This is a genomic window from Rhizobium fabae (assembly GCF_003985135.1).
Classification (GTDB): Bacteria; Pseudomonadota; Alphaproteobacteria; order Rhizobiales; family Rhizobiaceae; genus Rhizobium; species Rhizobium pisi.
On the sequence record NZ_ML133647.1, the window covers coordinates 145,139 to 170,357 of the forward strand.

Consider the following 25,219-nt stretch of genomic DNA (forward strand, 5'->3'; position numbering starts at 1 on the left):
CTCAGAAATTATATTGGAGGATGTTGTAATGAATCTGCGTATTTTAGGCGCTTTTGCGCTTGTTCTTTCCGCCGCGAGCCACGTCGAGGCTGACGATCGCACAGCCTCAGCGGCAAGGTACTTTCATATTTTTACGAAATCGACATGCGGCTTCAACATGACCGCAGAATCGGCAGAAAGAGCTGCGGCCGCTCTTGGAATGAGTGATCTTCATGACCCATTGTTTCCGGCGGTGTCCGCAGTGTGTACTGAGGTGAAAAAAGGAAACAAAGGCAAGGTCATCGAGATCCGGATTCGCGACAGCCACAATGTGCTGCGCAAGGTCACACTTGAAAAAGCCAAGTGGTGGCAAGAATGATGAGGGAGGCTTGGCAGCCTAGCCACCACTCTCCCCAACCAACTCCCATATATCGACCTTCTCGGCGCGCCCCTTGACCTGTACGAGGCCCAGCGAGCGAAGGTTGAAGCAATCTCCCACCGCGTCGTAAATGGCCGCACTCACCAGGATCGACGTCCCAAACTCCTTGTTCAACCCTTCCAGCCGTGACGCGACATTGATGGTATCGCCCATGGCCGTGTACTGCTGGCGCGAAATCGCTCCGAAACTGCCGACGACCGCCGGGCCGGTGTGCAGGCCAAATCGCGTGACGAGCTCCGGACGGCCATTCCCTCTGTTTTCTTCGTTGAGGTTGTCGATTGCCGCTTTCATGGCAAGCGCACATCGGCAGCCGTGTTCGACATGCTGGATATCCGGGACGGGAGCGTTCCACATGACGAAAATGGAGTCGCCGAGATATTGCACGACCGTGCCGCCATTCTGCTCGGCGATGGTGTTCAGCCGTTCGAAATAGGCCGACAGCGTATCGACCACGTCCTCGGGCGAATTGAGCTCGGATATGGTCGTGAAGTCTCTGATATCGGTGAACAGCACCGTCACATCCTGCCGCTTCGCCTTGACGACCGCTCGCCCTTCGGGGCTGACGATCCGCCGCACCACCTCACGCGGAACGTAAAGGGCAAACTGGCCAATCGCATGACGGCTTGCCGAGAGCGCGCTCGCCAGCGTGTTGATCTCCGTTATCCAGGAATGCGACGGGGCCTTCTCGCCGACGTCGAGATCGCCGATCCTGCGCGCCTCGTCGGCGAGCCGATAGAGAGAGCGGCTGACCATGCGGGAAAGCACCACGGATGCACCGACACCCGCGATCAACAGGGCGCTGGCGATCAGGAGATTGCGCACGAGCAGCCGATTGGCTTCGGCCACGAGGTCCTCGAGCGGCACGACGATTGCGGCCGTGCTTCCCCGGAACAGGCCAGACACGCTGATAGGGGCCATCTGCACCAGATAACTTGCGCCATCGAGATCGAACCGTGCGGCGCCACCGCTTGCGAATGCGCGATCCCGCCGCAGCCTAGCCACGGTTTCAAGACTCTTGTCGAAACTGTTTGCCGTCGCGGCGAATGCGCCTGATGTTCTCGCCCATAATCCGATGATCCTGCTCATGATCTGAGGGTCGGAATGGGCGACGAGATTGCCGTCTTCATCGATGATGTAGGCGCGGGCATGCGGCGAAATCCCCTGCGCGTCCAGCAGGCGGCCGATCGTCTGCAGGTGAATGTTGATGCCGACGACCACCTGGCGATCAGCCTTCATCGGACCTGCAATGGTCAGCGTAGGAACATTGAGCGTTCCGGTCACATAGGGTCCGACAGAGACCGGGACGCCATCCTGAACGACGGATTGGTACCAGGGGCGTTGTCGCGGATCGAAGGATGCGTATTCGACGTTCCGCTCGCCGATCGGTCTTGCCCGGCTGTCGAGAAAGCGAAGCGTCGATATGACGTCCGCGCTTTGCCTCTCTGCGATCGTTCTGATCGCGTAAGCCGCGTCGTCAGGCGCTGCAAGGGTCTGGCGAACATCCTCCCTTGCGATATTGATGACCTGCAGGTACGAGCCATCAGGGTATCCGGTGTAGATGCTCGTTGCCTCTGGGACGTTTCGCAGAGCTTCGAGAAAGAATTCCTCTTTTGCCTCGATATCGTGAGGCGGCGCAGAAACGAGCTGCGGCAGGGTCGATGCCAGCGCGACCGCCTCGGTGCCTCCTTGCAGCGTGTTGCGGTATCCCTCGATCAGCCGCAGGCTCATCCCGCGCATCTGCTGCGCGCCGGCATTCACCGCGGCATCGCTTCCCTGCCTGAACGCCATCCAGATGATCGGCATCGACGTGCAGAGCAGCGATGCGACGACCAGGACACCGAGATGCACTCTAAGCGGTTTAGACCAACGCACGAGATTTCACCTCGAAATGCGGACACGTCTCAGTGCTTGTCTAACTGTGCAGAAATGAGCGTCCCCAGCGATGGCAGCTAACCGCTTTTTGCGGACTTGCACAAGGCGTTGATGTGAGCCTTCCGCCCGGCACAGACAGCTTGGCTGCAGCTGCTGAAGATGTCGGTTCGTGGCCCATCTCCCGCCGGCGTTCACCTTGTTGGGCGCGAATGAGGAGTCCGCGATTAAATGGCCTCCAATCCTCTCGAAAATCGTGGGCGTCTTTCTATTTGCGTCAAGGCCGGTATTTCACCGGTCGCCATCGAGAGCGAAGAGCGATGATTTCGAATGGAGCCGTTTCATTGATGGATAACACCCCTCTGCCTTCCAGCAAGGTCGAATGGACGCTGGCCGATTTCCTCAGCACTTATCGTTGTTGGGCGCTGTTCCTTGCCTCGCTGCTTCTGGCCGTCGGCGGGCAGGGGCTAACCACGGTTTTTCCGGTGATTGCGCGGGAGACCAGGAGCGACTATCAGACTGTCGCAATCTTCTATCTCGGCTCCAATGCCGGCTGGATCCTCGGCGCCTTCCTGGCCTTCGTCGTTGCCAGCCGCTATGGACGGCCGGCGCTGATAGTACCGCTTATCGTCTGCGCCCTTGTCGCCGTCAGCGTCGTGCCGGCGCCGGCGCTCTGGGCGTCGCCGGTCTTTCTCTTTCTGTTCGGACTGTTGTTCGGCACAGTCCGGGCTGTTTTTCCGCTTGCGATCGCCATATTCTTGGTCGGCGGGCGGCCTGGTAAGATCGATTTCGGCTGCGCGCTCACGCTGCTGTCGACAACGATCCTGAGCTCGGCCTTCGCTCCCGGCGGCGCCTCCTGGTTATATCAGGCAGACCAACGCGGTCTGCCTGTCATCCTGGGTTTTCTTTCCTGTCTGGTGATTGCCATCATCCTGCTGCTGCCGGCACAGCATCTGGCTTTCGACGACACGCCGCGCAGGCGCCACAGGCCGATCGCGCCGCAAAAGCGATCGCCGCTAATCGTCGCCGCGATCCTGACCACGCCACTCGTGCTGATCTTCCTCCTCACTCTTGGCGTCTATGGCTTTCAGGTCGATGATCTCGAGGCGAGCGGCTACTTCGAGATCACGCTGCTTCTGGCCTTCCTGGTGCTCGTCATCACGATCGCCGCCTTCATCTATTTTGCCTATTGGTCCTACCGCATCCATGGCGAACTTGCGGGAGCTGCACCCTCGCAGCGCCTGCTCACACCACTTGCCGCCATGCTGGTCGCGATCCTCGTGCCGCTCGGCCTGCCGGTTCTGCTGGTGACGCTCGCCGATCTCCTCAACGATCGCGGGAGCGAAAGCGGCAAGGGGCGCCTGATCTCTATCCCCTGGCTCGCCTTCTGGAGCTTTCTCTTCCCACCGATCGCCATCGCCTTGGTGCAGAATGCGGCGAACAAGAGCTATGACGGGAGTTCGGCAGAGGTCGCGTAGACAGGAGAGAGGGGCGATCGGCACAAACGGGGCAATGGCTATCGAATCTGAAAGATCGCGACGCGCCTTAGGGTAGGAAGAGCACGTTGTATTGATCGAAATCGCCCGGCAGGTCGCGAACCTTTATTTCCTCTTCGCGGTCCTCGAAGATGATGAGACAATCCTCGTAGAACCCGGAAAGCATGCTCTTGAAGGCTTTCGTTCCTTCTGGTCCGTAAAAGAGCGGCGTGAACTCCATGTAGAGCGGTACGCGGCGCTCAAGCAGCAACTGCATCGACCGGCAGGCGACCGGCTCATAGCCCTCGATATCCATCCAGACGAGGCCGATGGACGCCGGATCGACCGAAAGCGCGGCGAGGATCTCGGAAACCGGTTTCACCGGCACGCTGATCTTCTTGTCTCTCGGGCCCTGGCGGATGGCGCTGCTCTTGCCGTGATTGTCGAGGTTGAGGAAAAAGTCGATCTCGCCTTCGCTCTCGCCGGCGGCGCAATTGACGAGCCGGACCTTTTCCTCCAGCCGGTTCTGGCGGATGTTGAGCTGAAGCAGCGGGAAATTGCGCGGGTCGGGCTCGATGCTAACGATCTTGGTATAGGTGTCGCTGAGGGCAAAATAGACGGTCTGGGTGCCGATATTGCCGCCGATCTCGAGCAGCGTCGCATCCTTTCTGAGCAGGCCGCGCTCGCGCAGGATGATAATCAGCCGGTCGACGGCCTCACGCTCGAAATGCCCCTTCCGGAAGACCTTGCGGCCGATATAGTCCGAGGGCGAGAAGGTCATCAGATGGTCGCCGGCGTCAACCGTCATGGAGATGACGCGGGGGCCGATATTCTCGATCAGCAGGCGGCGGCCAAAGCGGGTGTTGAAGAAGCGCGAAGCGGCGGCATTGCGCGCCTTGCGTAGGCGGCGCTTCCAGTATTTGGTGGTCAGCCAGGGCCTGCCGGACATCAGCCTTTTCCTTCGAGCGGTTCTGCCGCTTTCTCTCTCGGAATGACATAGACTTTCAAGGGCAGGGCCCGGCCGCGCACGCTGATTTCACGGCTTTCGATGCCGGAAAGATCGGCGCCGGAAAGACTTGCCACCGGTTCGGAAATCACGATCGCCGCTTCGAATTCCTTGGCGGCACTCTCGAGCCGGCTCGCAACGTTGACGGTATCGCCGATGGCCGTCATGCTGCGCACCCGGCCATATCCCATCGTGCCGACGACGGCGGGGCCGGTGTGAATGCCGATGGCGATGCGCAGCGGCAGCGCCAGTTCATCAGCGAGTTCCGCGGCGAGTTTCTCGATTTCGGCGACGATCGTAGCTGCTGCGCTGAGCGCCTGGCGACACGCCTCCTCCGGCGTGGTGCCGAGGCCGAAAAGCGCCATGGCGCCGTCGCCGATGAACTTGTCGAGCCGCCCGCCCGCCTGCTCCACAGCCTTGCCGATGATGGCGAAATAGCGGTTCAGCAGGAAGACGACGTCGAAGGGCAGGCGGGTTTCCGTCAGCGTGGTGAAATGGCGGATATCAACGAAGAGCACGGCGATCTCGCGCTCGCGGCCCGGGCTCGTCTCCTGGCTGTTGGCAGGCAGCGCCGCTTCGACCGCCGGCACCAGAAGCGGCGCGACCGCAACGTCGCTGTTCGGGCGAAGCTGGCAGGCGAGCCGGACATCCGGGCCGGCATTGATGCGCCTCAGCGTCGTCTGCTCCATCTTGTCGGGGGGCGGTAGATTTTCGTAGTCGCCGAGGATCTGTACCCGGCATGTCGAGCACTGGCCCTTGCCACCACAGACGGAATAATGCGGCAGGCCGCCGAGCCGGCTTGCTTCCAGCACCGAGAAGCCGCGCGGCACGCGGATCACCTCGCCGCCCGGATAATGCACAGCAACCTGGTTGAGCCGCTCCTTCAGCTTGCGCCGGGCGCGGGCGACGACGACGATGAGCAGCGAGGCCGAAAAGGCGCCGTAGAGCCCAGCGCGGATCATGGCGACCTGGCGGTGAACCTCCGGATTCGAGGTGTAGTGGGTGTTGACGCCCTCCTTGTAGGCGCTGATCGTCATTGCCTGCCGGTAGGAGGGGTCGGCGAGCGTGCGGCCCATCTCGACGAAGCCGAGCAGCGAGAGCACCGGCACGAGGATCGCAAGCGCCAGCAGGAGGGGCGCGTAGTTCGGGTACCAGGGGCGGTAGCGCAGCCAGAAATGGATGCCGATGCAGCCGTGGATCCAGACGGCGACGACACCGAGCGCCTGCCGCATACCGTTTGTCGGATTCCTGATCCAGAGCATGCTGACGACCGCGTCGTAGTCATCGATGTAGCCGTAGAACGCGTGGGCGATACGCGTGCCGATGACATGATCGATCAGAAGCAGCGGGATCATCAAGCCGAGCACGATCTGCGCCATTTCCCCCTTCGGCATGACGAGGCTGCGGCGCATGTAGATGGCGCGCAGCACCAGCGCGATATGGATGAGGACCGACGAATAGAAGATGGCGGTCCCGACAGGATTGCGCCAGATCATGAGGAAGAGATGGGCGCCTTTATCGGCGGCGGCGACAGAAATCAGGCCAATTGCATGGTTTGACAAATGCAGCAGGACGAAGATGAAAATGACGAGGCCGGAACCGAGCCTTGCCCTTCTGATCGTGCGTTCCGAAAAAATCCCTGTGGCCGAGACCGTCGTCATTCATTCCCGTTCTTGTCGATGTAACCGCAGGCCCATAGAGATTGAGAAAGAGGCGGAATTGCTTCGATCGCGATCACATTCCATATGCTTATGCGCAAGTTTTAGGGAAAGGGACAATAGCGGAAATTTTCGCCGCAGGCGCGAGTGCCTGAGGTAAACAGTGTGTCTTGTGAGAGGTGTCAATGCGGGTGGCTTTCTACGCACCGATGAAATCGCCGAACCACCCGGTGCCGTCAGGCGACCGGCTGATGGCGCGGCTGCTGATCCGGGCGCTGGAGCTTGCCGGGCATGAGGTCGACGTGGCCTCCGAATTCCGCACCTATACGGCGACGCCGGAGGCGGCCGCGGCGCTCGAACCCGCCATTCGTGCCGAACTGGAGCGGCTGCGGTGGAAATGGAAATCCGCGCCGCAACCCGAGCTCTGGTTCTGCTACCACCCCTATTACAAATCACCCGACCCTTTCGGGCCGGCGATATCCGCCGAATTCGCCATTCCTTATGTCACCGCCGAAGCCTCCTATGCGGCAAAGCGCGACAGGACCGGCTGGGCGGCTGTCCAAAAGCCGGTCGGCGAGGCGATCATGCGGGCGGCGGTTAACATCAGTTTCACGGAGCGCGATCAGGCAGGTCTTGCAGCCGCCTTTCCAGAGGCGCGACTTGCCCATCTGAAACCCTTCATCGACACGGCATTGTTCGAAGCTGTGTCGCCGACGCCCGATCCGCACCGGCTGATGACGGTCGCGATGATGCGGGCCGGAGACAAGATGGAGAGCTACGTGATGCTCGCAAAGGCATTGCGGCTGATCGAAGATCGGCCCTGGACGCTCGCGGTCATCGGCGATGGTCCGATGCGACAAGAGGTGCAGGCGCTGTTTGCCGGCCTTTCCAACCGCGTCGAGTGGCTTGGCGAGCGGAATGCCGTCGAGATTGCCGAACTGCTCGGGCGCGGCGGCATCTATGTCTGGCCGGGCTGCGGCGAGGCTTACGGCCTTGCCTATCTGGAGGCCCAGGCCGCCGGCCTGCCCGTCGTCGCGCAGGAAACGGCGGGAGTGCCGGCGGTGGTCGAGGCCGAGGTCACCGGGCTATTGACGCCGGATGGCAACGTGGCCGCCTATGCCAGTGCCGTGGCTGCCTTGCTCGACGACAGGGAAAGGCGCGACGCAATGGGGCAGGCGGCGCGGCGCTTCGTGCTCGAGGAGCGTTCACTTGCGATGGCGGCACGCATCCTGGACGGGATATTGCAAGACAATGCGGGAAGGGAGTGATGTGATGACCGACAGCATGGCATGGGAGCCCCTGCGGCGAGAACTCGACCGCTGGCAGGCCGCCGGCCGCGTCGCGCGGTTCTGGCTGCGGGACGACGATGCCGTCGAGCCGACGCAAGCGCTGGAGACGCTGATTGGATTAGCCGGCGAGCACGAGATTCCGCTGACGCTCGCCGTCATTCCCGGCTTGACCGGGGAGGAGTTAGCCGCGCGACTCGCAAGGGAAACCGCCGTTGCCGTCGCCGTGCATGGCTGGTCGCATACGAATTATGGAGGACCGGGGGGAAAAAAACAGGAACTCGGCGGCGAGCGGCCGGCGGAAACCGTGCTCGGCGAATTGCATGAAGGGTTCCGCTTGCTGCAGCGGCTGCATCCGGCCGGCTTCCTGCCGATGCTGGTGCCGCCGTGGAATCGCATCGATGCCGCCCTCATCCCGGCACTGCCAGGGCTGGGATTTGCAGCCCTTTCGGTCTACGGGCGGGCAAAACAGGAGAGCCCGGTGCCACTTCTCAACACCCATGTCGACATCATCGACTGGCACGGCACACGCGGCGGACGGGGAGAAGCGGAATTGGTGGCCGAACTGGTGGCGGAGCTCCGTGACCGGTTTGCCGGCAGCGACGAGCCTATCGGCGTGCTTGCCCACCATCTGGTGCATGACGCGGCTGCGTGGAATTTCCTGTCGGCATTGTTCGCCATGACAGGCCGGCATCCCGCCGTCCTGTGGTCGCCGTCGTCGGCGCTTCTGAAGCTTTAGATCACCACGATCTGATTGTCGCGGGCGGCAAAGGATTCGGGGAAGGCGGCTTGCGCCTGTGCTTCCATCTGGGCCAGCTGTTCGTCGGTGCGGGAGGGCGCGTGGTGGAACAGGGCGAAGCGCTTGGCGCCTGCCATCTTCGCAAGCTCGGTGCCGTGCTGCCAGGTCGAATGGCCGAAACCCTTGAAGCGCTGCATCTCGTCTTCATTGTAGGTGCAGTCGTAAACGACGAGATCGGCGTCCTGCATCATCTCTAGCGAGACCGGATCGTAAGCGCCGGGAATATGCTCGATATCATAAATGAGAGCTATCGATCGGCCCTGCCATTCGATGCGGTAGCCGATGGCGCCGCCCGGATGGTTCAGCATGAAGGTCTTGATGACGACGCCCTCGTGGGGATTGAGCACCTGACCGGGATGGAAATCGCGAAAGTTCATCGTCGCCTGGCAGATGTCGGTCTTGACCGGAAACCAGGGCGGGCTGATGAACTGTTCGACCATTTCCCGCGTGCTCATCTTGCCGTCGAGATGGCCGGACCAGATGTTGACGTTGATCGAGGGATAGTAGATCGCCTTGAAGAAGGGCAGGCCGATGATGTGGTCGTAATGGCAGTGGCTGAAGAAAAGGTCGACGTCACTGACGCCTTCGGCGATCAGCGACAGTCCGGCCTCGCGCAGGCCCGAACCCGCATCAAAGATCATCCGGCGGTTTCCACAGCGGATTTCGATGCAGGAAGTGTTACCGCCGTAGCGGTCGAACTCGGGGCCTGATACGGGAATACTGCCGCGGACACCCCAAAATTTAACTTGAAACAGTTCTGTCGTCATCGTTCTTCAAACCGGCCTTCCCGCATCGCCATCGTAATCGTAGTTTATCCCGATGCGAAGCAGCAGAAATCCACGGGTTTGCCTATGCCCCCTTTCATTCTCCTAACCGCTAGCGGAAGAAGAAGTAGATTTTCCTAAGCAATCGGCTTTCGCCTCGGAAAGCAACCCAGTATGGTTGGTTTTCGGTAAATGGGCTGCTGGGGGTGAGGACATTTTCCCGCAAGTCATGCCTATTAGATGGTTGCGCGCGATCGAAAAAGCAAATTGCCGCCATCTTGACCTTGGATCCCACCGGCAAGCACGACATTTGCGATAGAGAGCTTCTTCTACCAAAAATCGGGCACGCAGCCGAACCGATGCCGATCGGCTGGCCTAAAGCGAGGCGGTGATGCCGCCATCCACCATCAGCATGTGGCCGTTGACGAAGGACGACGCGTCTGACGCCAGGAAGACGACAGCCCCCACCAATTCCTTCACATCACCCCAGCGGCCGGCCGGCGTGCGGTTCTCAAGCCAGGCGGAAAATTTCGGATCGTCGACGAGCGCCTGATTGAGCGGTGTCTTGAAATAGCCCGGCGCGATGGCATTGACCTGCAATCCGTGTTTCGCCCAGTCTGTCGCCATCCCGCGGGTAAGATTGCGCACAGCGCCCTTGGTCGCGGTGTAGGGAGCAATGTTAGGACGGGCGAGCTCGGCCTGAACCGAGGCGATGTTGATGATCTTGCCGCGGCCGCGGCCGATCATTGCCTGTGCGACTGGCTGGCTGACATAGAAGATGCTGGAGACATTGGTGCGGAAAAGCTCGTCCCATTTTTCGACCGGGAAAGTTTCGAGCGGCATGCGAAACTGCATGCCGGCATTGTTGATCAGGATGTCGATCGGGCCGATTTCCGCCTCGATATAGTCAATCGCCGAACGGCAGGCCCCGGCATCGGTCACATCGAAGGCGGCGCTGACCGCATGGCCCTTGTGTTCGCGGATCGCCTTGGCAGCGGCTTCAGCCTTTTGCGCGTTTCGGCCGTTGATGATGACGGAAGCGCCATGCTCGGCAAGCCCGAGTGCCATGGCATGGCCGATACCCTGGCTGGAACCGGTGACGAGGGCGCGGCGGCCGGAAAGATCGAAGAGGGGAAAGGTCACGGGGGACTGCTCCTGATTTTATCACATCATGCATAGCCGGTTTCCGACCATGCATGAAGGTCTTGCGTCACGCGGTTCCTAGCCTTTTGATATTTCCTGCAAGTTCGCCGGCGAGGCGAAGGCTAGCCGCAGTCGCCATCGTCATCTGCGGCAGGAGCAGCCATTCGAGCGTCCAGGCAGCGCCCGAACGTTCTTGTTCATGGACGAGCGACTGGTGGATGCCCGAAAGCGCTGTGGCATTGAAACGGGCGAGCGAGACCAGGACTTCGGCGGAAACCGGATTCTGCTTATGCGCCATGGCCGAAGAGGTGCCGCCGCCCGAGATTTCGATCTCATCGCCGGCTTGGGCGAGCAATGCGATATCCTGCCCCATTTTTCCGAGGCTGCCCGATATCGACGCGAACAGGCCGGCAATATCGGCGATCGGCAGACGACCGCTCTGCCATTGCGGTGCGTCGGCGAGGCCGAGTTCCTGGGCGAGCGAGGCGCGGATGGTGGCGGCCTGTGGTCCGAGTTTGTCCAGCGTGCCGGCCGCGCCCCCGAACTGGACTGGAAAACTTAGCTCCGTCAGCCGGTCGCGATAGGTTGTTAGCGGCGCGCGCCATGCGTTGAGGCGGTCGGAAACGGTGATCGGGATCGCCGCCTGCATGCGGGTATGACCCATCAGGCGGTTGCGGCCGAACTGGCGGTCCAGCGCATCGAGCCCTGCGGTAATTGTGGAAAGCCGGCCGGCAAACAGGAAAGCGACGGCCTTCAGGCGGATCATCAGGCTTGTGTCGATGACATCCTGGCTGGTGGCCCCCAGATGCAGGCTTTTTGCCGCCTCCTCGCTGACGGCAGTGCGGAGCTGCTTGATGAAATCGGGGACGACGACACCGTCCCTCGCCGTTGCCGAGCGAAGAGAGGGCACATCAGGTGAGAAGACGGCGCAGGTGTCAGCTATGCGCCTTGCCGCGTCGGCAGGGATTAGCTCATGCGCGGCTTCGGCTCTTGCGAGCGCGGCCTCGAAGGAAAGCATCGCGCGGATATCGGCTTCGATGGAAAAATAGGACGCGATCTCATCGTCGCCGAGCAGGCCGGAAAGGAAAGGATGGTCGAAGGGCGATATGGTCATGATGGTCTCGGTTTGTGGTGGCGGCCCCCTCATCCGGCTGCCGCCACCTTCTCCCCGCTGGGGAGAAGAGACTCGAAGCGGCGCCGGCGCCTTCTGGGCAAGTGATCTCGTGTGGCACATCCCCTCTCCCCTCGGGGAGAGGGTAGGGTGAGGGGGACGCTACTTGCGCAGAGCCCCGTGAACAAGCGACTTGCGAGCCCTGCCTTCAAATATCCAGAAACACCGTCTCCTTCGAACCCTGCAGATGGATGTCGAAATGACAGGTCGCGCCGTCGCGGGTAGCGACCATCGTTGCGACGCGGTCGCGATGTTCGATGCGGGACAGCAGCGGATCGGCGGCGTTGGCCTCGGTCTCCTCAGGGAAATACATGCGCGTGTGCAGGCCGATATTGATGCCGCGGGCGACGATCCAGAAAGTGATGTGCGGGGCCATATTGCGGCCGTCCTTGAAGGGAACGTGGCCGGGCTTGATGGTCTCGAAACTGTAGACGCCGTCCTCGGCGCGGGTCGGGCAGCGACCCCAGCCGCTGAAATTCGGGTCGGCGGTGCCGCGCATTTCCGAGGGACTGTTGTAGAGGCCGGCGCTGTCGGCCTGCCAGATCTCGACGACGGCATCGCGCACCAATGCACCGGCGCCATCGAAGATGCGGCCGGTGACGGTGATGCGTTCGCCTGATGTCTTCTCGTTGATCATCGCGGTGCCGAGATCGGTGTCGTAGACGCCCGATATGTCGCAGAAATTCGGCGTCAGGCCGATATGGACGTAGGGACCTGCCGTCTGCGACGGTGTTTCCTTGAGATAGCCGAGCTGCTGCATGGTCAGTTGCCCTCCGGCCTGTTTTCGAACATCGTCGAGCGGCGGCCGCGCAGCACGATATCGAATTTATAGGCGCGTGAATCCATCGGAATGGTATTTCCCCAGTCGAGCGGCGCGATCAGCTGCTCGATCGCCGCCTTGTCTGGGATCGTGCCGACGATCGGACATTTCCAGATCATCGGATCGCCCTCGAAATACATCTGAGTGATGAGGCGCTGGGCAAAGCCGTGGCCGAAAATCGAGAAATGGATATGGGCGGGGCGCCAGTCGTTGACGCCGTTCGGCCAGGGATAGGCGCCGGGGCGGACAGTGCGGAAATGATAACGGCCTTCCTCGTCGGTGATGGCGCGGCCGCAGCCACCGAAATTCGGGTCGATCGCCGCGAGATAGGTTTCCTTCTTGTGGCGATAGCGACCGCCTGCATTGGCCTGCCAAAACTCGACCAGGGCGCCGACGACGGGCTTGCCGCGCTCATCGAGCACGCGGCCATGGACGATGATGCGCTCGCCGATGGCGCTTTCGCCGGGCCGCGCATAGTTCAGGATTAGGTCGTTGTCGAGTTCGCCGATCATCGAATGGCCGAAGACGGGGCCGGTGATTTCGGAGATCGTGCCGTCGAGCGAAAGCAGCGCGCGCTGCGGCGAACGCAGTAGGGAGGTCTTGTAGCCCGGGGTCAGCGCCGGCGCATGCCAGGCGCGATCCCTGGCGAAGAAGGCGCCGGTTTCGGGCTTGCGGTTCGGTAATTCGGACATCTCTCCCCCTCAGGCCGCCTGTTCGGCGTCCATTTGTTCAAAGGCCTGCTTTGCGATCTTGATCGCGTGGTTGGCGGCGGGAACGCCGGCATAGATCGCAACATGCAGCAGTGCCTCGCAGATATCCTCGCGAGAGGCGCCCGTATTGGCGGTGGCGCGCACATGCATGGCGACTTCGTCATCCTGGCCGAGGGCTGCAAGCAGGGCGATGGTGACGATCGAGCGCTCGCGCTTTGTCAGCCCCGGTCGCGACCAGACATGGCCCCAGGCGGCTTCGGTGATCAGTTCCTGGAAGGGGCGGTCGAACTCCGTCGTAGATGCTGCGGCACGGTCGACATGGGCGTCGCCGAGCACGGCGCGGCGGGTCGCCATGCCCTGCCTATAGCGCTCGGATGAGGGCGCGGTTTCGTTCATGGACTGACTTCTCCAGGTGGAATGGATGCGAGAAAGGCACGGATGATCGTCGTCAGCGCTTCCGGCTGCTCGACGCAGGGAATGTGGGCGCAATCGCGGATGACCTCGTAACGAGCGCCTGATATCAGGCGCGCGGTCGAGAGCACGAGATCGGGCGGCGTCGAGCCGTCCTGGTCGCCGACGACGCAGATCGTCGGGACGGTGATCGTTTTGGCCGCCTCGGTGAAATCAGCATCGCGGATCGCCGCGCAGGCGGCCAGGTATCCCTCGACCGGCTGGCGCACCAGCATGTTGCAATAACCTGAATAGGCGGTGTTCTCCGGTCGGCGGAAAGCGGGCGTGAACCAGCGCTCCATGACGGCGTCGACGATGCTGCCGATGCCGTTCTTCTCGACGGCGGCGATACGGGCGTTCCAGCTCTCTGCTGTGCCGATCTTGTGGGCGGTGTCGCAGAGGATCAGCGCGCTCACCAGGTCCGGCCGGCGCTGATAGAGTGACTGGGTGATGAGGCCGCCGACCGAGAGCCCTGAGATGACGGCATTCTTCACCGACAGAAGATCCAACAGGCCGGCGAGATCCGTTGCATGGTCCTCGATCGATGAGGGGAGCTGGCCGACATCGGAAAGGCCGTGGCCACGCTTGTCGTAAAGCACGATGGCGAATTCGCCGGCAAGCCGCACCACGACGTCGCGCCAGATGCGGAAATCCGTTCCGAGCGAATTGATGAAGACGATCACTGGCCTGTCGGCGGGTGCACCGATGACCTGATAGTGGATCGTTACGTCGTTTATGCGGGCGAATTGCACGTCACTTCCTCCTGAACGGCAAATTGAATGTTTGGTCCGGTTAAGTAAAATGATATTTTTGGGCCTTCCAATAACCCCGGAGTTATGTGAGCGATGATCGACAGCCGCGTCAAGTTTCGCCATCTGCAGACCTTTGTCGAGGTGGCGCGGCAGAAGAGCGTCATGAAGGCAGCTGAGCTCTTGCATGTCAGCCAGCCGGCGGTGACGAAGACGATCCGCGAGCTGGAACAGGTGCTGGGTGTCGGCGTCTTCGAGCGCGACGGCCGGGGCATCAAGATCACCCGCTACGGCGAGGTTTTCCTGCGCCACGCTGGCGCCGCGTTGACGGCGCTGCGCCAGGGGCTCGATTCCGTCTCCCAGGAGCAGTTCGCCGATGCGCCGCCGATCCGCGTCGGCGCGCTGCCGACGGTTTCCTCGCGGATCATGCCGCGGGCCATGGAACTCTTCCTCAAGGAGAGGACATGGAGCCGGGTGAAGATCGTCACCGGCGAGAACGCCGTGCTCTTGGAGCAGCTTCGCGTCGGCGATCTCGACCTTGTCGTTGGGCGCCTGGCGGGGGCGGAGAAGATGGCGGGTTTTTCCTTCGAGCATCTCTATTCCGAGCAGGTGGTGTTTGCCGTGCGCGCCGGTCATCCGCTGCTCGATGGCCGGCAATCGCCCTTTGCCGGTTTTGCCAACTACACGGTGCTGATGCCGACGCGGGGTTCGATCATCCGGCCGGTGGTCGAAAATTTCCTCATCGCCAACGGCGTCTCCAGCCTGCCGAACCAAATCGAGACGGTGTCGGACTCCTTCGGCCGCGCTTTCCTCAGGACAAGCGATGCGATCTGGATCATTTCCAACGGCGTCATCGCCGACGATGTCGCCGATGGGCGGCTGGCGCTTCTGCCGGTCGATACCGGTGAGACCAAGGGGCCGGTCGGGTTGACGATGCGCGCCGACGCCGTGCCGTCGGCGCCGCAATCGATCCTGATGCAGACCATACGCGAGGCGGCAGGCGAGGTTTCCGGGAAACCGTGACCGGGCCAGTGCACTCGTCTGGCCTACTTTTCGCGGGATATCGTGGCAGCGTCGGCAGAACCCAATCTTTAAATTTGCTTGATGTTTGCCCATATTTGGACTAAGTCTAATTCAGGACAGGAGTTGCTTTCATGCAGCATGCGCGACATCAGCAGCAACGGGAAGGTCAGGGGCCGCAACGGCTGGATGCCGAACGCTTCGCCCCGGCAAACCGCAGGAGGCTGAGTGCGCCGGCCTTGCGAACCTTCCTGGCGATCGCCGACCTCTGGGGGTTGAGAGAGGAACAGCGTCTGCTCGTCCTCGGCTATCCCTCACGTTCGACCTACCATAATTGGGCCAAACAGGCGCGCGAGCACGGCGCTTTTACCCTCGATGTCGATACGCTGACCCGCATCTCGGCCGTACTCGGCATTCATCAGGCACTCGGGGTGCTTTTTGCCGATGAACGCGCCGGCGTCGAGTGGCTGCGCATGCCACATCAGGCGCCCGTTTTCGGCGGGCATCCGCCGCTCGATGTCGTGACCAACGGAACCCAGGACGGATTGATGACGGTAAGGCGGTTTCTCGACGGCGCTCGAGGCGGCGTCTACATGCAGCCGAACGTGCTCGACGAAGCTTTCACGCCTTACGAAGATGCGGACATCGTCTTCCGGTGAGCGAGCGTTTTGCCCAGGCGCCGCGCCCATCGTACCGGCTGATCCCGTCGCAATTTCCGCCGATCGGACTTTTCGAGACGGTGGCGAGGGCAGCCGATCTCGAAGCGGTGATGGAACTCGTCGGATGGACCAATGACCGTCTCGTTACTGACCGCATCCAGCGGCTGCCGGAGAAGGAATGGGTTTATGGCACGCCGAATGCCAGTATCGTCATGGCGTCCTTCCTGCATGTCGCGCCGGGTGGCATGCGGTTCAACGGTCCCGATCTCGGCGCCTGGTACGCCGCCGACGATCTCAAGACAGCGGCCGCCGAGGTTGGCCACCATCTCCGGCGCGAGGCTGTCGCGCGCGGGATGGCGACGATGGCGCGCACCTACAGAAGTTACGCGGCCACCCTGCTTGGCGATTACCTCGACATTCGCGGAGAACAGACGCTGCGGCCCGATATCTATGACGGCACCAGCTACGCGGCGTCGCAGGTGCTTGGCGAGCAGGTGCGTTCGAAAGGCCGGGCCGGCATCCTCTATGACAGTGTCCGGCTTCGAGGCGGCGTGAACGTCGTCGCCCACCGGCCGCGCAACATTCAAGATGTGGTGCAGGCCGATCACTTCGAAATCACTGTTTCCGCCACCGACCGCCGCATCGACATCAGAAAGCTCGCGGCCTGATGTCGACAGCCGCGAGGCTCTAAACCGGCAGGCGTTCGGCCCATGCTTTTGCCGCCTTCGCCATTGTGGCGAGGTGATCGGCGCTGGAGAAGCCTGAGATCTTCTTGCGCGGCTTGAGATCGTGGTCGCCGTCCTCGAGCCAGAGGATCTCGATCCTGTCGGACAGATCGTAGCCTGGCACTTCGTCCCGCGTGCCGAATTCGTCGCGCGTGCCCTGGCAGATCAGCGCGGGAGTCGTCAGCCCCGCGAGATGACCGGTGCGCAGCTTCTCCGGCTGGCCGGGCGGATGGAAGGGATAACCGAGGCAGAGCAGGCCGGCGATCTTTCCCCTGTCATGCAAATCGTCGGCGATCATGCTGGCAACCCGTCCGCCCATCGATTTGCCGCCGATGATCAGAGGGCCGCTGGCGCTAAGTTCGGCAACGGCCGCCTCATATTCCGGATTGAGCGTTTCTGCGCGCGGCGGCGGCTTGCGTCCTTCCTCGGTGCGGCGGGCCGCCATATAGGCGAATTCGAAACGGGCGACACGGAAACCGACGCCGGCAAGCGCGTCTGCCGCCGATGTCATCGATGCCGAATCCATGGGCGCGCCGGCGCCGTGGGCAAGAAGGATCGTGAAGCGTGCGTCCTGAGGCCCCTGCAGCAGAAATCTGTCAAGCATCGGAAATCCTATATTTCACCGCGGGAACCATATCAGTGGCCATGACTTTTCTCGAAGAAGATGGCCATGATGCAGAATCGCCCTTGAAACAGTGAAGCAGAAGGTACATATACCGGCCCTGCCTGAAAAATGGATGCGTACGGTATCGACGTCGTCGAACGGTCCGCTGTCCGACAGGATAAGGGCGCTCCCCGAAAGGGTCGAGCGCCCTTTTTGCTTTCCGGCTTTGTGAAAGCGGTTTTTTCGCATCGGCACAGTCGATTTTCGCATCCGTCGTTCGTCATTCTCACGATGTGCTGGAATTCCACCTGCGGCTTCCGCGCGTCTGGCAAAACAGAAAGAGGATATCGTCATGGATAATCGACATCTGGTACCCGCCGCCGTGCTTGCGGCGAAGAACGGCGCCCGCTTCCCCAATGAGAGCGAGGCGTATCGCAGCGCCCGCGATGCACTGCTGGCCGAAGAGATCGAATTGCGCCGCCATATCGAGCGCGTGGCGAGACAGCGCCGGGCGCTGCCGCCGGGCGGCGAGGTGAAGAAAGAATACCGCTTCGAAGGCAGCAATAGGCCCGTGTCCCTCACCGAGCTCTTCGCCGACAAAGACACGCTGATCATCTACAGCTACATGTTCGGCCCAGAGCGCGAGCGCCCATGCCCAATGTGCACCTCGCTGCTGTCGGCCTGGGACGGCGAAGTGCCCGACATCCAGCAGCGTGTCGCCCTTGCCGTCGTCGCCCGCTCGCCGATCGAAAAATTGCTTGACTTCAAGAAGGAGCGCGGCTGGCATCACCTGCCGCTCTATTCCGATCTGACGGACGACTATAGCCGTGACTATCGCGCGATCGGCAAAGGTGGCAGCGATGACCCCGCCTTCAATGTCTTCACGCGGCGCGACGGCACTATCCGCCATTTCTGGAGCGAGGAGATGGGCCAGGCGACGGCCGATCCCGGCGAGGACCCGCGCGGTGCGCCTGACCTGATGCCGCTCTGGACCGTGCTCGATACGACGCCGGAGGGCCGGGCGGCGGACTGGTATCCCAAGCTGTCTTATTGAAGCCAACTGCCGTCAGCCGGTGGAGCGGCTCCTCGCGCCTTCCACCCATTCGATGTTGGTGACCGCTGTCTCCGGCAGCGGCGGCGGATCGATGTCATAGACATAGCCGGTGAGCATGTCGGCGGCGCGTTCCGTCGCCTTGATCTTCGCTTCGGTTTCCGCGACCGCCTTGGCGATCGCCTCGATGCGGGCGCGGAACATGTGGGCGAGCACATCGCGGCCGGACTGTTTTTCGAGCCGCTCCAGATGCAGGCCGATGCGCGAGGCGTGGCGCTCCAGCTCGCTCTTGCTGAACCGCGCCTTGCGCAGTTCTTCGGAGAGACTGTCCTGCATGACGGCGACGGGATCGAAACTTCCGGGCGCGCGCTCGTCGAGCACCGCGTCGGTGACGAGCTTCTCGATCATGACGAGCGCCTGCAACTCGGCGGCGTCGGCGAGTTCGACGTCGTAGCCGGTATCGTCGTAAACCTTGCGGCGGACAGGATCGAGAAGCAGCCCATAGGCTTTCTGCAAATTGTCGAAGGCTTCGGTATCACCGCCCGAATCGGGATGGGCGACTTTGGCCAGGCGCCGATAGGCGGCCTTCAGCTGCGCCTCGTTCGCATCGCGTTCAACGCCGAGAATTTCGTAAGGATCCGTCACGCCTTCTCCCTTGCTGCCCTCAATGTCGCGGGCAGTCTAGGTCTTCTTCTGCATCAGAAGGGCAAAGTTTAGACCGAAAGCAGGAATGGCGTCCATGGTCCGATATTGGAATGGTCGGGGAAATGCCCCGACCATTCTTGGATTGTTTAATATTTTCAAATTGTTGTCGAAAGATCAGCCTGCGGTGATCGAGGCGAGGTAACATTGAGCTTCGCCGTCGATTTCCAGCACCTTTCCGACCGAATCTTCGATCAGCAGTGCATCGCCGGCGGTAAGCGCGTGCGTATCATCATCCCACCGGAACGACAGCGTGCCAAGGTGGCAGAGGAACAGGCACGTCGACGACGGGAGGGCCACGATTCTGTTGCCGTCAACGTCGACCCGGCTGAGCGTGTGACCGAGCCCCGCGCGGCGCGTCATGACGTTGAGATCGGTGATCGCGCCGTCCTGGAGCCTGGCCCCGACGGGGATATCCGCCGGGAAAGCCAAGGGATCGCTTGCCATCGTCAGCAGCACCGGTGTGCTGCCTTCGATATCGAGCACCATGCCGTTGCCGTCGAGGATCGCCAGCGTGCGATCGATGCCGGGAAAGATCGAAAACGGACCATCCGTCGCGACCGTTGCCATACTGACGCGCCAGTCGAAGCCGGCAAGGCCGGCGCCTTCCGGCGAAACGGCGATCTCCACCGTTTCGCCGCCGCCGTTTTTCCACGGCATGCGTTTGTGATCGCCGGCGCGCAGGATCCTCACGAGGCTCAGTTCCCGAGAATGCCGGGCAGGCGCAGGCCCTTTTCCCGGGCGCAGTCGAGGGCGATCTCGTAGCCGGCATCGGCGTGGCGCATGACGCCGGTCGCCGGGTCGTTCCAGAGCACGCGTTCGAGACGCTTTGCCGCATCGTCCGTGCCGTCGGCGCAGATGACGACGCCGGAGTGCTGGGAGAAGCCCATGCCGACGCCACCGCCGTGATGCAGCGACACCCAGGTGGCGCCCGACGCCGTGTTGAGCAGGGCGTTCAGCAGCGGCCAGTCGGAGACGGCATCGGACCCATCCTTCATCGCTTCGGTTTCGCGGTTCGGCGAGGCAACGGAGCCCGAGTCGAGGTGGTCGCGACCGATGACGATCGGCGCGGAAAGCTCGCCGTTCTTGACCATTTCATTGAAGGCCAGTGCCAGGCGATGGCGGTCGCCGAGGCCTACCCAGCAGATGCGTGCCGGTAGACCCTGGAAGGCGATGCGCTCCCTGGCCATGTCGAGCCAGTTGTGCAGGTGGGTATTCCCAGGAGTCAGCTCCCGTACCTTGGCGTCGGTCTTGTAGATATCCTCCGGATCGCCTGACAGGGCAGCCCAGCGGAAGGGGCCGATGCCGCGGCAGAACAGCGGGCGGATATAGGCCGGCACGAAGCCCGGGAAAGCAAAGGCGTTTTCGAGGCCTTCTTCCTTGGCGACCTGGCGGATGTTGTTGCCGTAGTCGAGCGTCGGAATACCGGCGTTCCAGAAGGCGATCATCGCTTCGACATGTTCGCGCATCGAAGCGCGTGCGGCTTTTTCCACAGCCTTCGGGTCGCTCTCGCGCTTGGCCTTCCATTCGGCCATCGTCCAGCCCTTCGGCAGGTAGCCGTTGATCGGGTCGTGCGCTGAGGTCTGGTCGGTGACCATATCGGGGCGGATGCCGCGGCGAACCATTTCCGGCAGGATTTCGGCGGCATTGCCGAGCAGGCCGACGGATTTGGCTTCGCCGGCCTTGGTCCAGCGGTCGATCATATCAAGCGCTTCGTCGAGCGTCTCGGCCTTGGCGTCGAGATAGCGGGTGCGCAGGCGGAAATCGATCGAATCGGGATTGCATTCGACGGCGAGGCAGCAGGCGCCGGCCATGACGGCGGCGAGCGGCTGGGCGCCGCCCATGCCGCCGAGGCCGCCGGTCAGGATCCATTTGCCCTTGAGATTGCCGCCATAATGCTGGCGGCCGGCCTCGACGAAGGTCTCGTAGGTACCCTGCACGATGCCCTGCGTGCCGATATAGATCCACGAGCCGGCCGTCATCTGGCCGTACATGGCAAGGCCCTTCTTATCCAGCTCGTTGAAATGGTCCCAGGTCGCCCAATGCGGCACGAGGTTGGAGTTGGCGATCAGCACGCGCGGCGCATCCTTATGGGTGCGGAAAACGCCGACCGGCTTGCCGGACTGCACGAGCAGAGTTTCTTCTTCCGTCAGCGTCTTCAGCGTCGCGACGATGCGGTCGAAATCCTCCCAGGTGCGGGCGGCGCGGCCGATGCCGCCGTAGACGACGAGTTCGTTCGGATTCTCGGCAACGTCGGGGTCGAGATTGTTCATCAACATGCGCAGCGGCGCTTCGGTCATCCAGCTCTTGGCATTGAGCTCGTTGCCGCGGGGTGCGCGGATTTCGCGGATATTGTGGCGTGGATTGTTCATGACGGTTCCCCTGTCGAGTGATCGTTATCGTTTCAGGCCTGGCGCGATCTGTTCGATGCGCACCAGAATGTCTTTGAGATGGACGCGAAGCCTGTCCGCCTTGGCGGCGTCGTAGGCGAAGGGCACTGCCTCGGTCTGCAGATGCGTGGATTGCGCAAGCTCCATCTGGATCGCATGCACACCGGTTTCGGGCCGGCCATAGTGGCGGGTCGTCCAGCCGCCCTTGAAGCGGCCGTTGAGCACGCTGTCATAACCTTCGGCGGCTTCGACGACGGTGAGCGTCGCCTGCTCGATCGCGCTGTCGCACGTCTTGCCCATATCGGTGCCGATATTGAAATCCGGCAGCTTGCCGTCGAAGAGGAAGGGAATGTGAGAGCGGATCGAGTGGCAATCATAGAGGATTGCAACGCCATGGATTGCTCTGACGCGCTCGATCTCGGCGGCAAGTGCGGCATGATAGGGCGCATGAAAGTCCCGCAGCCGCGCCGCAATATCGGCCTCGTCGGGCGCCTGCCCGTCCTTCCAGATTGCCTTGCCGTCGAAATCCGTCTGGGGAACGAGGCCTGTGGTGTTCTGGCCGGGATAGAGGCTTACACCCGCCGGATCGCGGTTGGCGTCGATCACGTAGCGATGGAAGGTGGCCCGAACGGTCGTGACGTCGGCGAGCAGGCCGTCATAGAGCTGGTGGATGTGCCAGTCGGTGTCGGCGAGAATTCTGCCGTTGTCGTTGAGGCGGTCGTAAATCGCCGGTGGTACCTCGGTTCCGGTGTGGGGGAAGCCGAGGATGATGGGCGAGGTGCCCTGTCTTGTTTCGAAGACGGGGGCGCTCATGGGCAAAGTGCTCCGGCGTTTGAGGCATTACCTCCCACAAGGGGGGAGATGCCCGGCAGGGCAGAGGGGGGTACCAAGTGCACATACATCACGATCAGCCCTCCAGAACCGGCAGAATGCCAGTCGAAACCGAGGCGTTCAGCGCGCCCGTCGCCACCAGTTCGCTTGCAGCCGCGAGGTCGTTCGCCATATAGCGGTCGACTTCAAGCGTCGGCACCTTGCTGCGGATAGCGGCGATCGCGTTGACGAGCTCCGGGCTTGTCGCAAGCGGCGCGCGCAGTTCGATCCCTTGAGCGGCGGTCAACGCCTCGATGCCGATGATGGCGAAAAGGTTTTCGGTCATCTGCAGGAGACGGCGGGCGCCGTGGCAGGCCATGGAGACATGGTCTTCCTGATTGGCCGATGTCGGCGTCGAATCGACCGAGGCAGGGTGCGACATCTGCTTGTTCTCGGACATCAGCGCCGCCGAGGTGACTTCGGCGATCATCAGGCCGGAGTTCAAGCCCGGCTTCTTGGCGAGGAAGGCCGGAAGCCCGTAGGAGAGAGCCGGATCGACCAGCAGCGCGATGCGGCGCTGCGAGATCGCGCCGATCTCGCAGATGGCAAGCGCGATCTGGTCGGCTGCGAAGGCGACGGGTTCGGCGTGGAAATTCCCGCCGGAGACGACCGAATTGTCGGAGAGCACCAGCGGATTGTCGGTGACCGCATTGGCCTCAATTTCGAGCGTGCGGGCGACAGAGCGCAGCAGATCGAGGCAGGCGCCGTCGACCTGCGGCTGGCAACGGATGCAATAGGGATCCTGCACGCGCTCGTCGCCCTCGATATGGCTCTGGCGGATGACCGATTTTTCGAGCAGGGCGCGAAGTGCCGCTGCGGTGTCAATCTGTCCCTTATGGCCGCGCAATGTGTGGATGTCGGCGTGGAAGGGTGCAGAGGAACCCATGGCCGCGTCGGTCGACATAGCGCCGGTGATCAGGGCCGATTGCGCGGCGCGATGGGCGCGGAAGAGACCGGCAAGCGCCAGCGCCGTCGAGGTCTGTGTGCCGTTGATGAGCGCCAGGCCCTCCTTGGCAGCGAGTACGACCGGTTCGAGGCCGGCTTTGGCAAGGGCTGCGGCACCCGAAAGGCGTTCACCGGCGAAGAAGGCTTCGGCCTCGCCCATCATTACGGCGGCCATATGGGCGAGCGGGGCCAGATCGCCGGAAGCGCCGACCGAGCCTTTTTCCGGGATCAGCGGAATGACGCCTTTCTCCAGCATGCCTTCGATCAGCCGCACCAGTTCCAGCCGCACGCCGGAGGCACCGCGTCCGAGCGAGACGAGCTTCAGCGCCATGATCAGCCGCACGATATTCTCCGGCAGCGGCGCGCCGACGCCGCAGCAATGCGACAGGATGAGATTGCGCTGCAGCGTGGCGACATCGGCGCTGTCGATCTTGATCGAGGCGAGTTTGCCGAAGCCGGTGTTGATGCCGTAAACGGGCGCATTGCCGGCGGCGATCTCGGCGATGCGGGCGGCAGCCTTGGCAATGCCGGCATCGAAGGAGGGATCGAGCCTCGCCGGTTCGCCCGTCCAATAGATGGTTTCGAGATCTCTGAGCGAGACGGAGCCCGGGTGGAGCGTGATGGTCATCGGCCGTTCCTTTCGCCTTTGAAGACGCGTGCGTGAAGCGGGTTGAAGCCGATGCGGTAGACGAGCTCGGCGAGGCTTTCGATATTCCAGATGGCGAGGTCGGCGGACTTGCCGGCTTCGAGCGTTCCCGTCTTGCCGAGCAGGCCGAGCGCGCGCGCGCCTTCGCGGGTCGCGCCGGCGATGCACTCCTCGACGGTGAGGCCGAACAGCGTGGCCGACATGTTCATGGTTAGCAGCATCGAGGTGAGCGGCGAGGTGCCGGGATTGCAGTCGGTGGCGATCGCGATCGGCACACCCGCCTGGCGCAACGCCTCAACTGGCGGCTTCTGCTTCTCATGGATGGCGTAAAAGGCGCCGGGCAGGAGCACGGCCACGGTGCCGGCAGCCGCCATCGCGGCAACGCCTTCCTCGTCGAGATATTCGAGGTGATCGGCCGAAAGCGCGCCATATGATGCGGCGAGTTTGGCACCGCCGAGATTGGAGAGCTGCTCGGCATGCAGCTTGACCGGCAGGCCGAGCGCCTTTGCCTTGTCGAAGACGCGAGCGATCTCGGTCGTCGAAAAGGCAATGCCCTCGCAGAAGCCGTCGACTGCATCGGCAAGGCCGAGACTGTGCATGTCGTCAAGGCCGGGCAGGACGACGTCATCGAGATAGTCGCTGTTGCGGCCTTTATATTCGACCGGTGTCGCATGCGCGCCGAGATAGCTGGTGGCGACGCGGACCGGTCTGATATGGCCGAGGAGGCGTGCACTCTGGAGCATCTTCACTTCACCGGTCCGGTTCAGCCCGTAGCCGGATTTGATCTCGATCGTGGTCACGCCTTCGGCAAGCAGCGTATCGAGGCGCGGCAGAGCCCCGGCGACAAGCTCCTCGACCGAAAGCGCATTGGTCGCCTTCACCGAGGAGACGATGCCGCCGCCGGCGCGCGCGATCTCTTCATAGGTCGCGCCTTCAAGGCGCATCTCGAATTCGCGGGCGCGATTGCCGCCATGAACGATATGGGTGTGGCAGTCGACGAGACCGGGGGTCACCCATCGGCCTTCGAGGTCGACGATCTCGGATCGTTCGATGGCGGATGCCGGCAGGTCGCCTTCGGCGCCGGCAAAGACAATGTGCCCGTTTTCAGTGAGCAAGGCGCCCTTTTCGACAATGCCCAGTCCCGCTTTATCAGGCGCAAGCGTTGCCAGGCGCGCATTGCGCCAAAGCACCGGCCTGACATCGGCGGATGGGGTTTCCTCTGAAAAATTGTTCCCGGTCATCAGCTTTGCGCCTTTCCTTATGCCAAAACATGTATATACATAATCGAC

At 62.3% G+C, this 25,219-nt stretch carries 25 protein-coding genes; 8 read left to right on the plus strand and 17 right to left on the minus strand.

The window, feature by feature from the left end; genetic code table 11:
- The first annotated feature begins 28 nt into the window (after positions 1–28).
- Positions 29–358, plus strand: coding sequence for a hypothetical protein (locus EFB14_RS06560; RefSeq protein WP_126823764.1), 330 nt, complete (start codon positions 29–31; stop codon positions 356–358).
- An 18-nt stretch (positions 359–376) separates the two neighbouring features.
- Here the strand turns inward: EFB14_RS06560 and EFB14_RS06565 are convergent, their stop codons facing one another.
- A complete protein-coding gene (locus EFB14_RS06565; protein ID WP_126823766.1) occupies positions 377–2,290 on the minus strand; it encodes an adenylate/guanylate cyclase domain-containing protein in 1,914 nt (637 codons plus the stop codon).
- A 344-nt stretch (positions 2,291–2,634) separates the two neighbouring features.
- Here EFB14_RS06565 and EFB14_RS06570 point away from each other — a divergent pair, with 344 nt between their 5' ends.
- The gene (locus EFB14_RS06570) at positions 2,635–3,765 is read left to right on the plus strand and encodes a hypothetical protein (RefSeq protein WP_126823768.1); all 1,131 of its coding nucleotides are present in this window, start codon (positions 2,635–2,637) and stop codon (positions 3,763–3,765) included.
- A gap of 67 nt (positions 3,766–3,832) precedes the next feature.
- Here EFB14_RS06570 and EFB14_RS06575 read toward each other — a convergent pair whose 3' ends face one another.
- Both EFB14_RS06575 and EFB14_RS06580 read right to left on the minus strand, forming a co-directional pair.
- Positions 3,833–4,711 carry an FkbM family methyltransferase gene (locus tag EFB14_RS06575; protein ID WP_126823770.1) on the minus strand — a complete coding sequence of 293 codons (879 nt, stop codon included), beginning with the start codon at positions 4,709–4,711 and terminating at the stop codon, positions 3,833–3,835.
- Positions 4,711–6,429 (minus strand): adenylate/guanylate cyclase domain-containing protein, encoded by a 1,719-nt coding sequence (locus tag EFB14_RS06580; RefSeq protein ID WP_126823772.1) that lies wholly within the window; start codon positions 6,427–6,429, stop codon positions 4,711–4,713. Before EFB14_RS06580 ends, EFB14_RS06575 begins: the two co-directional genes overlap by 1 nt.
- A gap of 182 nt (positions 6,430–6,611) precedes the next feature.
- Between EFB14_RS06580 and EFB14_RS06585 the strand changes: the two genes are divergently transcribed.
- On the plus strand, positions 6,612–7,694 hold the full coding sequence (locus EFB14_RS06585; RefSeq protein ID WP_126823774.1) for a glycosyltransferase family 4 protein: 1,083 nt from the start codon (positions 6,612–6,614) through the stop codon (positions 7,692–7,694).
- 4 nt (positions 7,695–7,698) lie between these two features.
- The gene (locus tag EFB14_RS06590; RefSeq protein WP_126823776.1) at positions 7,699–8,451 is read left to right on the plus strand and encodes a polysaccharide deacetylase family protein; all 753 of its coding nucleotides are present in this window, start codon (positions 7,699–7,701) and stop codon (positions 8,449–8,451) included.
- Here EFB14_RS06590 and EFB14_RS06595 read toward each other — a convergent pair.
- The 7 genes from EFB14_RS06595 to pcaD all read right to left on the minus strand — a co-directional run bounded on the left by EFB14_RS06595 (position 8,448) and on the right by pcaD (position 14,321).
- A complete protein-coding gene (locus EFB14_RS06595; RefSeq protein WP_126823778.1) occupies positions 8,448–9,278 on the minus strand; it encodes an MBL fold metallo-hydrolase in 831 nt (276 codons plus the stop codon). The two genes, EFB14_RS06590 and EFB14_RS06595, sit on opposite strands and share 4 nt — an antisense overlap.
- 372 nt (positions 9,279–9,650) lie before the next feature.
- On the minus strand, positions 9,651–10,418 hold the full coding sequence (locus EFB14_RS06600; RefSeq protein WP_126823780.1) for an SDR family oxidoreductase: 768 nt from the start codon (positions 10,416–10,418) through the stop codon (positions 9,651–9,653).
- Positions 10,419–10,485: 67 nt separating this feature from the next.
- Positions 10,486–11,532, minus strand: coding sequence for a 3-carboxy-cis,cis-muconate cycloisomerase (locus EFB14_RS06605; RefSeq protein WP_126823782.1), 1,047 nt, complete (start codon positions 11,530–11,532; stop codon positions 10,486–10,488).
- 205 nt (positions 11,533–11,737) lie between these two features.
- Entirely contained in the window at positions 11,738–12,349 is a 612-nt protein-coding gene (pcaG, locus tag EFB14_RS06610; RefSeq protein ID WP_126823784.1) for a protocatechuate 3,4-dioxygenase subunit alpha, read from the minus strand.
- Between the two features lie 2 nt (positions 12,350–12,351).
- Positions 12,352–13,101, minus strand: a complete 750-nt coding sequence (gene pcaH, locus EFB14_RS06615) for a protocatechuate 3,4-dioxygenase subunit beta (RefSeq protein WP_126823786.1) — start codon at positions 13,099–13,101, stop codon at positions 12,352–12,354.
- Positions 13,102–13,110: 9 nt separating this feature from the next.
- On the minus strand, positions 13,111–13,515 hold the full coding sequence (gene pcaC, locus EFB14_RS06620; RefSeq protein ID WP_126823788.1) for a 4-carboxymuconolactone decarboxylase: 405 nt from the start codon (positions 13,513–13,515) through the stop codon (positions 13,111–13,113).
- On the minus strand, positions 13,512–14,321 hold the full coding sequence (gene pcaD / locus EFB14_RS06625) for a 3-oxoadipate enol-lactonase (RefSeq protein ID WP_126823790.1): 810 nt from the start codon (positions 14,319–14,321) through the stop codon (positions 13,512–13,514). Before pcaD ends, pcaC begins: the two co-directional genes overlap by 4 nt.
- Before the next feature lie 93 nt (positions 14,322–14,414).
- Between pcaD and pcaQ the strand changes: the two genes are divergently transcribed.
- The 3 genes from pcaQ (at position 14,415) to EFB14_RS06640 (ending at position 16,665) form a co-directional block, all read left to right on the plus strand.
- Positions 14,415–15,341 carry a pca operon transcription factor PcaQ gene (gene pcaQ, locus EFB14_RS06630; RefSeq protein ID WP_126823792.1) on the plus strand — a complete coding sequence of 309 codons (927 nt, stop codon included), beginning with the start codon at positions 14,415–14,417 and terminating at the stop codon, positions 15,339–15,341.
- A 131-nt stretch (positions 15,342–15,472) separates the two neighbouring features.
- Positions 15,473–15,997: an MbcA/ParS/Xre antitoxin family protein gene (locus EFB14_RS06635; protein WP_126823794.1), complete on the plus strand. Its 525-nt coding sequence runs from the start codon at positions 15,473–15,475 to the stop codon at positions 15,995–15,997.
- Positions 15,994–16,665 carry an RES family NAD+ phosphorylase gene (locus tag EFB14_RS06640; protein ID WP_126823796.1) on the plus strand — a complete coding sequence of 224 codons (672 nt, stop codon included), beginning with the start codon at positions 15,994–15,996 and terminating at the stop codon, positions 16,663–16,665. The genes EFB14_RS06635 and EFB14_RS06640 overlap by 4 nt, the downstream gene beginning before the upstream one ends.
- 19 nt (positions 16,666–16,684) lie before the next feature.
- On the opposite strand, the gene EFB14_RS06645 is transcribed toward EFB14_RS06640, so the two are convergent.
- Positions 16,685–17,326: an alpha/beta hydrolase family protein gene (locus EFB14_RS06645; protein ID WP_126823798.1), complete on the minus strand. Its 642-nt coding sequence runs from the start codon at positions 17,324–17,326 to the stop codon at positions 16,685–16,687.
- Positions 17,327–17,678: 352 nt separating this feature from the next.
- Here EFB14_RS06645 and EFB14_RS06650 point away from each other — a divergent pair, with 352 nt between their 5' ends.
- The gene (locus tag EFB14_RS06650) at positions 17,679–18,380 is read left to right on the plus strand and encodes a DUF899 family protein (protein ID WP_126823800.1); all 702 of its coding nucleotides are present in this window, start codon (positions 17,679–17,681) and stop codon (positions 18,378–18,380) included.
- A 12-nt stretch (positions 18,381–18,392) separates the two neighbouring features.
- Here EFB14_RS06650 and EFB14_RS06655 read toward each other — a convergent pair whose 3' ends face one another.
- From EFB14_RS06655 to hutI, 6 genes are all read right to left on the minus strand, one after another.
- Positions 18,393–19,022 carry a J domain-containing protein gene (locus EFB14_RS06655; RefSeq protein ID WP_126823802.1) on the minus strand — a complete coding sequence of 210 codons (630 nt, stop codon included), beginning with the start codon at positions 19,020–19,022 and terminating at the stop codon, positions 18,393–18,395.
- A 174-nt stretch (positions 19,023–19,196) separates the two neighbouring features.
- Complete coding sequence (locus tag EFB14_RS06660; protein ID WP_126823804.1) at positions 19,197–19,772, minus strand: HutD/Ves family protein; 576 nt, start codon at positions 19,770–19,772, stop codon at positions 19,197–19,199.
- A gap of 5 nt (positions 19,773–19,777) precedes the next feature.
- Complete coding sequence (gene hutU, locus EFB14_RS06665; RefSeq protein WP_126823806.1) at positions 19,778–21,451, minus strand: urocanate hydratase; 1,674 nt, start codon at positions 21,449–21,451, stop codon at positions 19,778–19,780.
- Positions 21,452–21,475: 24 nt separating this feature from the next.
- Positions 21,476–22,282, minus strand: a complete 807-nt coding sequence (gene hutG, locus EFB14_RS06670; protein WP_126823808.1) for an N-formylglutamate deformylase — start codon at positions 22,280–22,282, stop codon at positions 21,476–21,478.
- 94 nt (positions 22,283–22,376) lie between these two features.
- Positions 22,377–23,912, minus strand: coding sequence for a histidine ammonia-lyase (gene hutH, locus EFB14_RS06675; protein ID WP_126823810.1), 1,536 nt, complete (start codon positions 23,910–23,912; stop codon positions 22,377–22,379).
- A complete protein-coding gene (hutI, locus tag EFB14_RS06680) occupies positions 23,909–25,171 on the minus strand; it encodes an imidazolonepropionase (protein WP_126823812.1) in 1,263 nt (420 codons plus the stop codon). The genes hutH and hutI overlap by 4 nt, the downstream gene beginning before the upstream one ends.
- Positions 25,172–25,219 lie beyond the last annotated feature (48 nt).

Bases quoted from the DNA above. Each gene is read 5' to 3' on its own strand.
- EFB14_RS06560 (WP_126823764.1), top strand. From the start codon at position 29: ATGAATCTGCGTATTTTAGGCGCTTTTGCGCTTGTTCTTTCCGCCGCG.
- EFB14_RS06570 (WP_126823768.1), top strand. From the start codon at position 2,635: ATGGATAACACCCCTCTGCCTTCCAGCAAGGTCGAATGGACGCTGGCC.
- EFB14_RS06575 (WP_126823770.1), bottom strand. From the start codon at position 4,711: ATGTCCGGCAGGCCCTGGCTGACCACCAAATACTGGAAGCGCCGCCTA.
- EFB14_RS06580 (WP_126823772.1), bottom strand. From the start codon at position 6,429: ATGACGACGGTCTCGGCCACAGGGATTTTTTCGGAACGCACGATCAGA.
- EFB14_RS06585 (WP_126823774.1), top strand. From the start codon at position 6,612: ATGCGGGTGGCTTTCTACGCACCGATGAAATCGCCGAACCACCCGGTG.
- EFB14_RS06590 (WP_126823776.1), top strand. From the start codon at position 7,699: ATGACCGACAGCATGGCATGGGAGCCCCTGCGGCGAGAACTCGACCGC.
- EFB14_RS06595 (WP_126823778.1), bottom strand. From the start codon at position 9,278: ATGACGACAGAACTGTTTCAAGTTAAATTTTGGGGTGTCCGCGGCAGT.
- EFB14_RS06605 (WP_126823782.1), bottom strand. From the start codon at position 11,532: ATGACCATATCGCCCTTCGACCATCCTTTCCTTTCCGGCCTGCTCGGC.
- pcaG (WP_126823784.1), bottom strand. From the start codon at position 12,349: ATGCAGCAGCTCGGCTATCTCAAGGAAACACCGTCGCAGACGGCAGGT.
- pcaH (WP_126823786.1), bottom strand. From the start codon at position 13,101: ATGTCCGAATTACCGAACCGCAAGCCCGAAACCGGCGCCTTCTTCGCC.
- pcaC (WP_126823788.1), bottom strand. From the start codon at position 13,515: ATGAACGAAACCGCGCCCTCATCCGAGCGCTATAGGCAGGGCATGGCG.
- pcaQ (WP_126823792.1), top strand. From the start codon at position 14,415: ATGATCGACAGCCGCGTCAAGTTTCGCCATCTGCAGACCTTTGTCGAG.
- EFB14_RS06635 (WP_126823794.1), top strand. From the start codon at position 15,473: ATGCAGCATGCGCGACATCAGCAGCAACGGGAAGGTCAGGGGCCGCAA.
- EFB14_RS06645 (WP_126823798.1), bottom strand. From the start codon at position 17,326: ATGCTTGACAGATTTCTGCTGCAGGGGCCTCAGGACGCACGCTTCACG.
- EFB14_RS06650 (WP_126823800.1), top strand. From the start codon at position 17,679: ATGGATAATCGACATCTGGTACCCGCCGCCGTGCTTGCGGCGAAGAAC.
- hutU (WP_126823806.1), bottom strand. From the start codon at position 21,451: ATGAACAATCCACGCCACAATATCCGCGAAATCCGCGCACCCCGCGGC.
- hutG (WP_126823808.1), bottom strand. From the start codon at position 22,282: ATGAGCGCCCCCGTCTTCGAAACAAGACAGGGCACCTCGCCCATCATC.
- hutH (WP_126823810.1), bottom strand. From the start codon at position 23,912: ATGACCATCACGCTCCACCCGGGCTCCGTCTCGCTCAGAGATCTCGAA.
- hutI (WP_126823812.1), bottom strand. From the start codon at position 25,171: ATGACCGGGAACAATTTTTCAGAGGAAACCCCATCCGCCGATGTCAGG.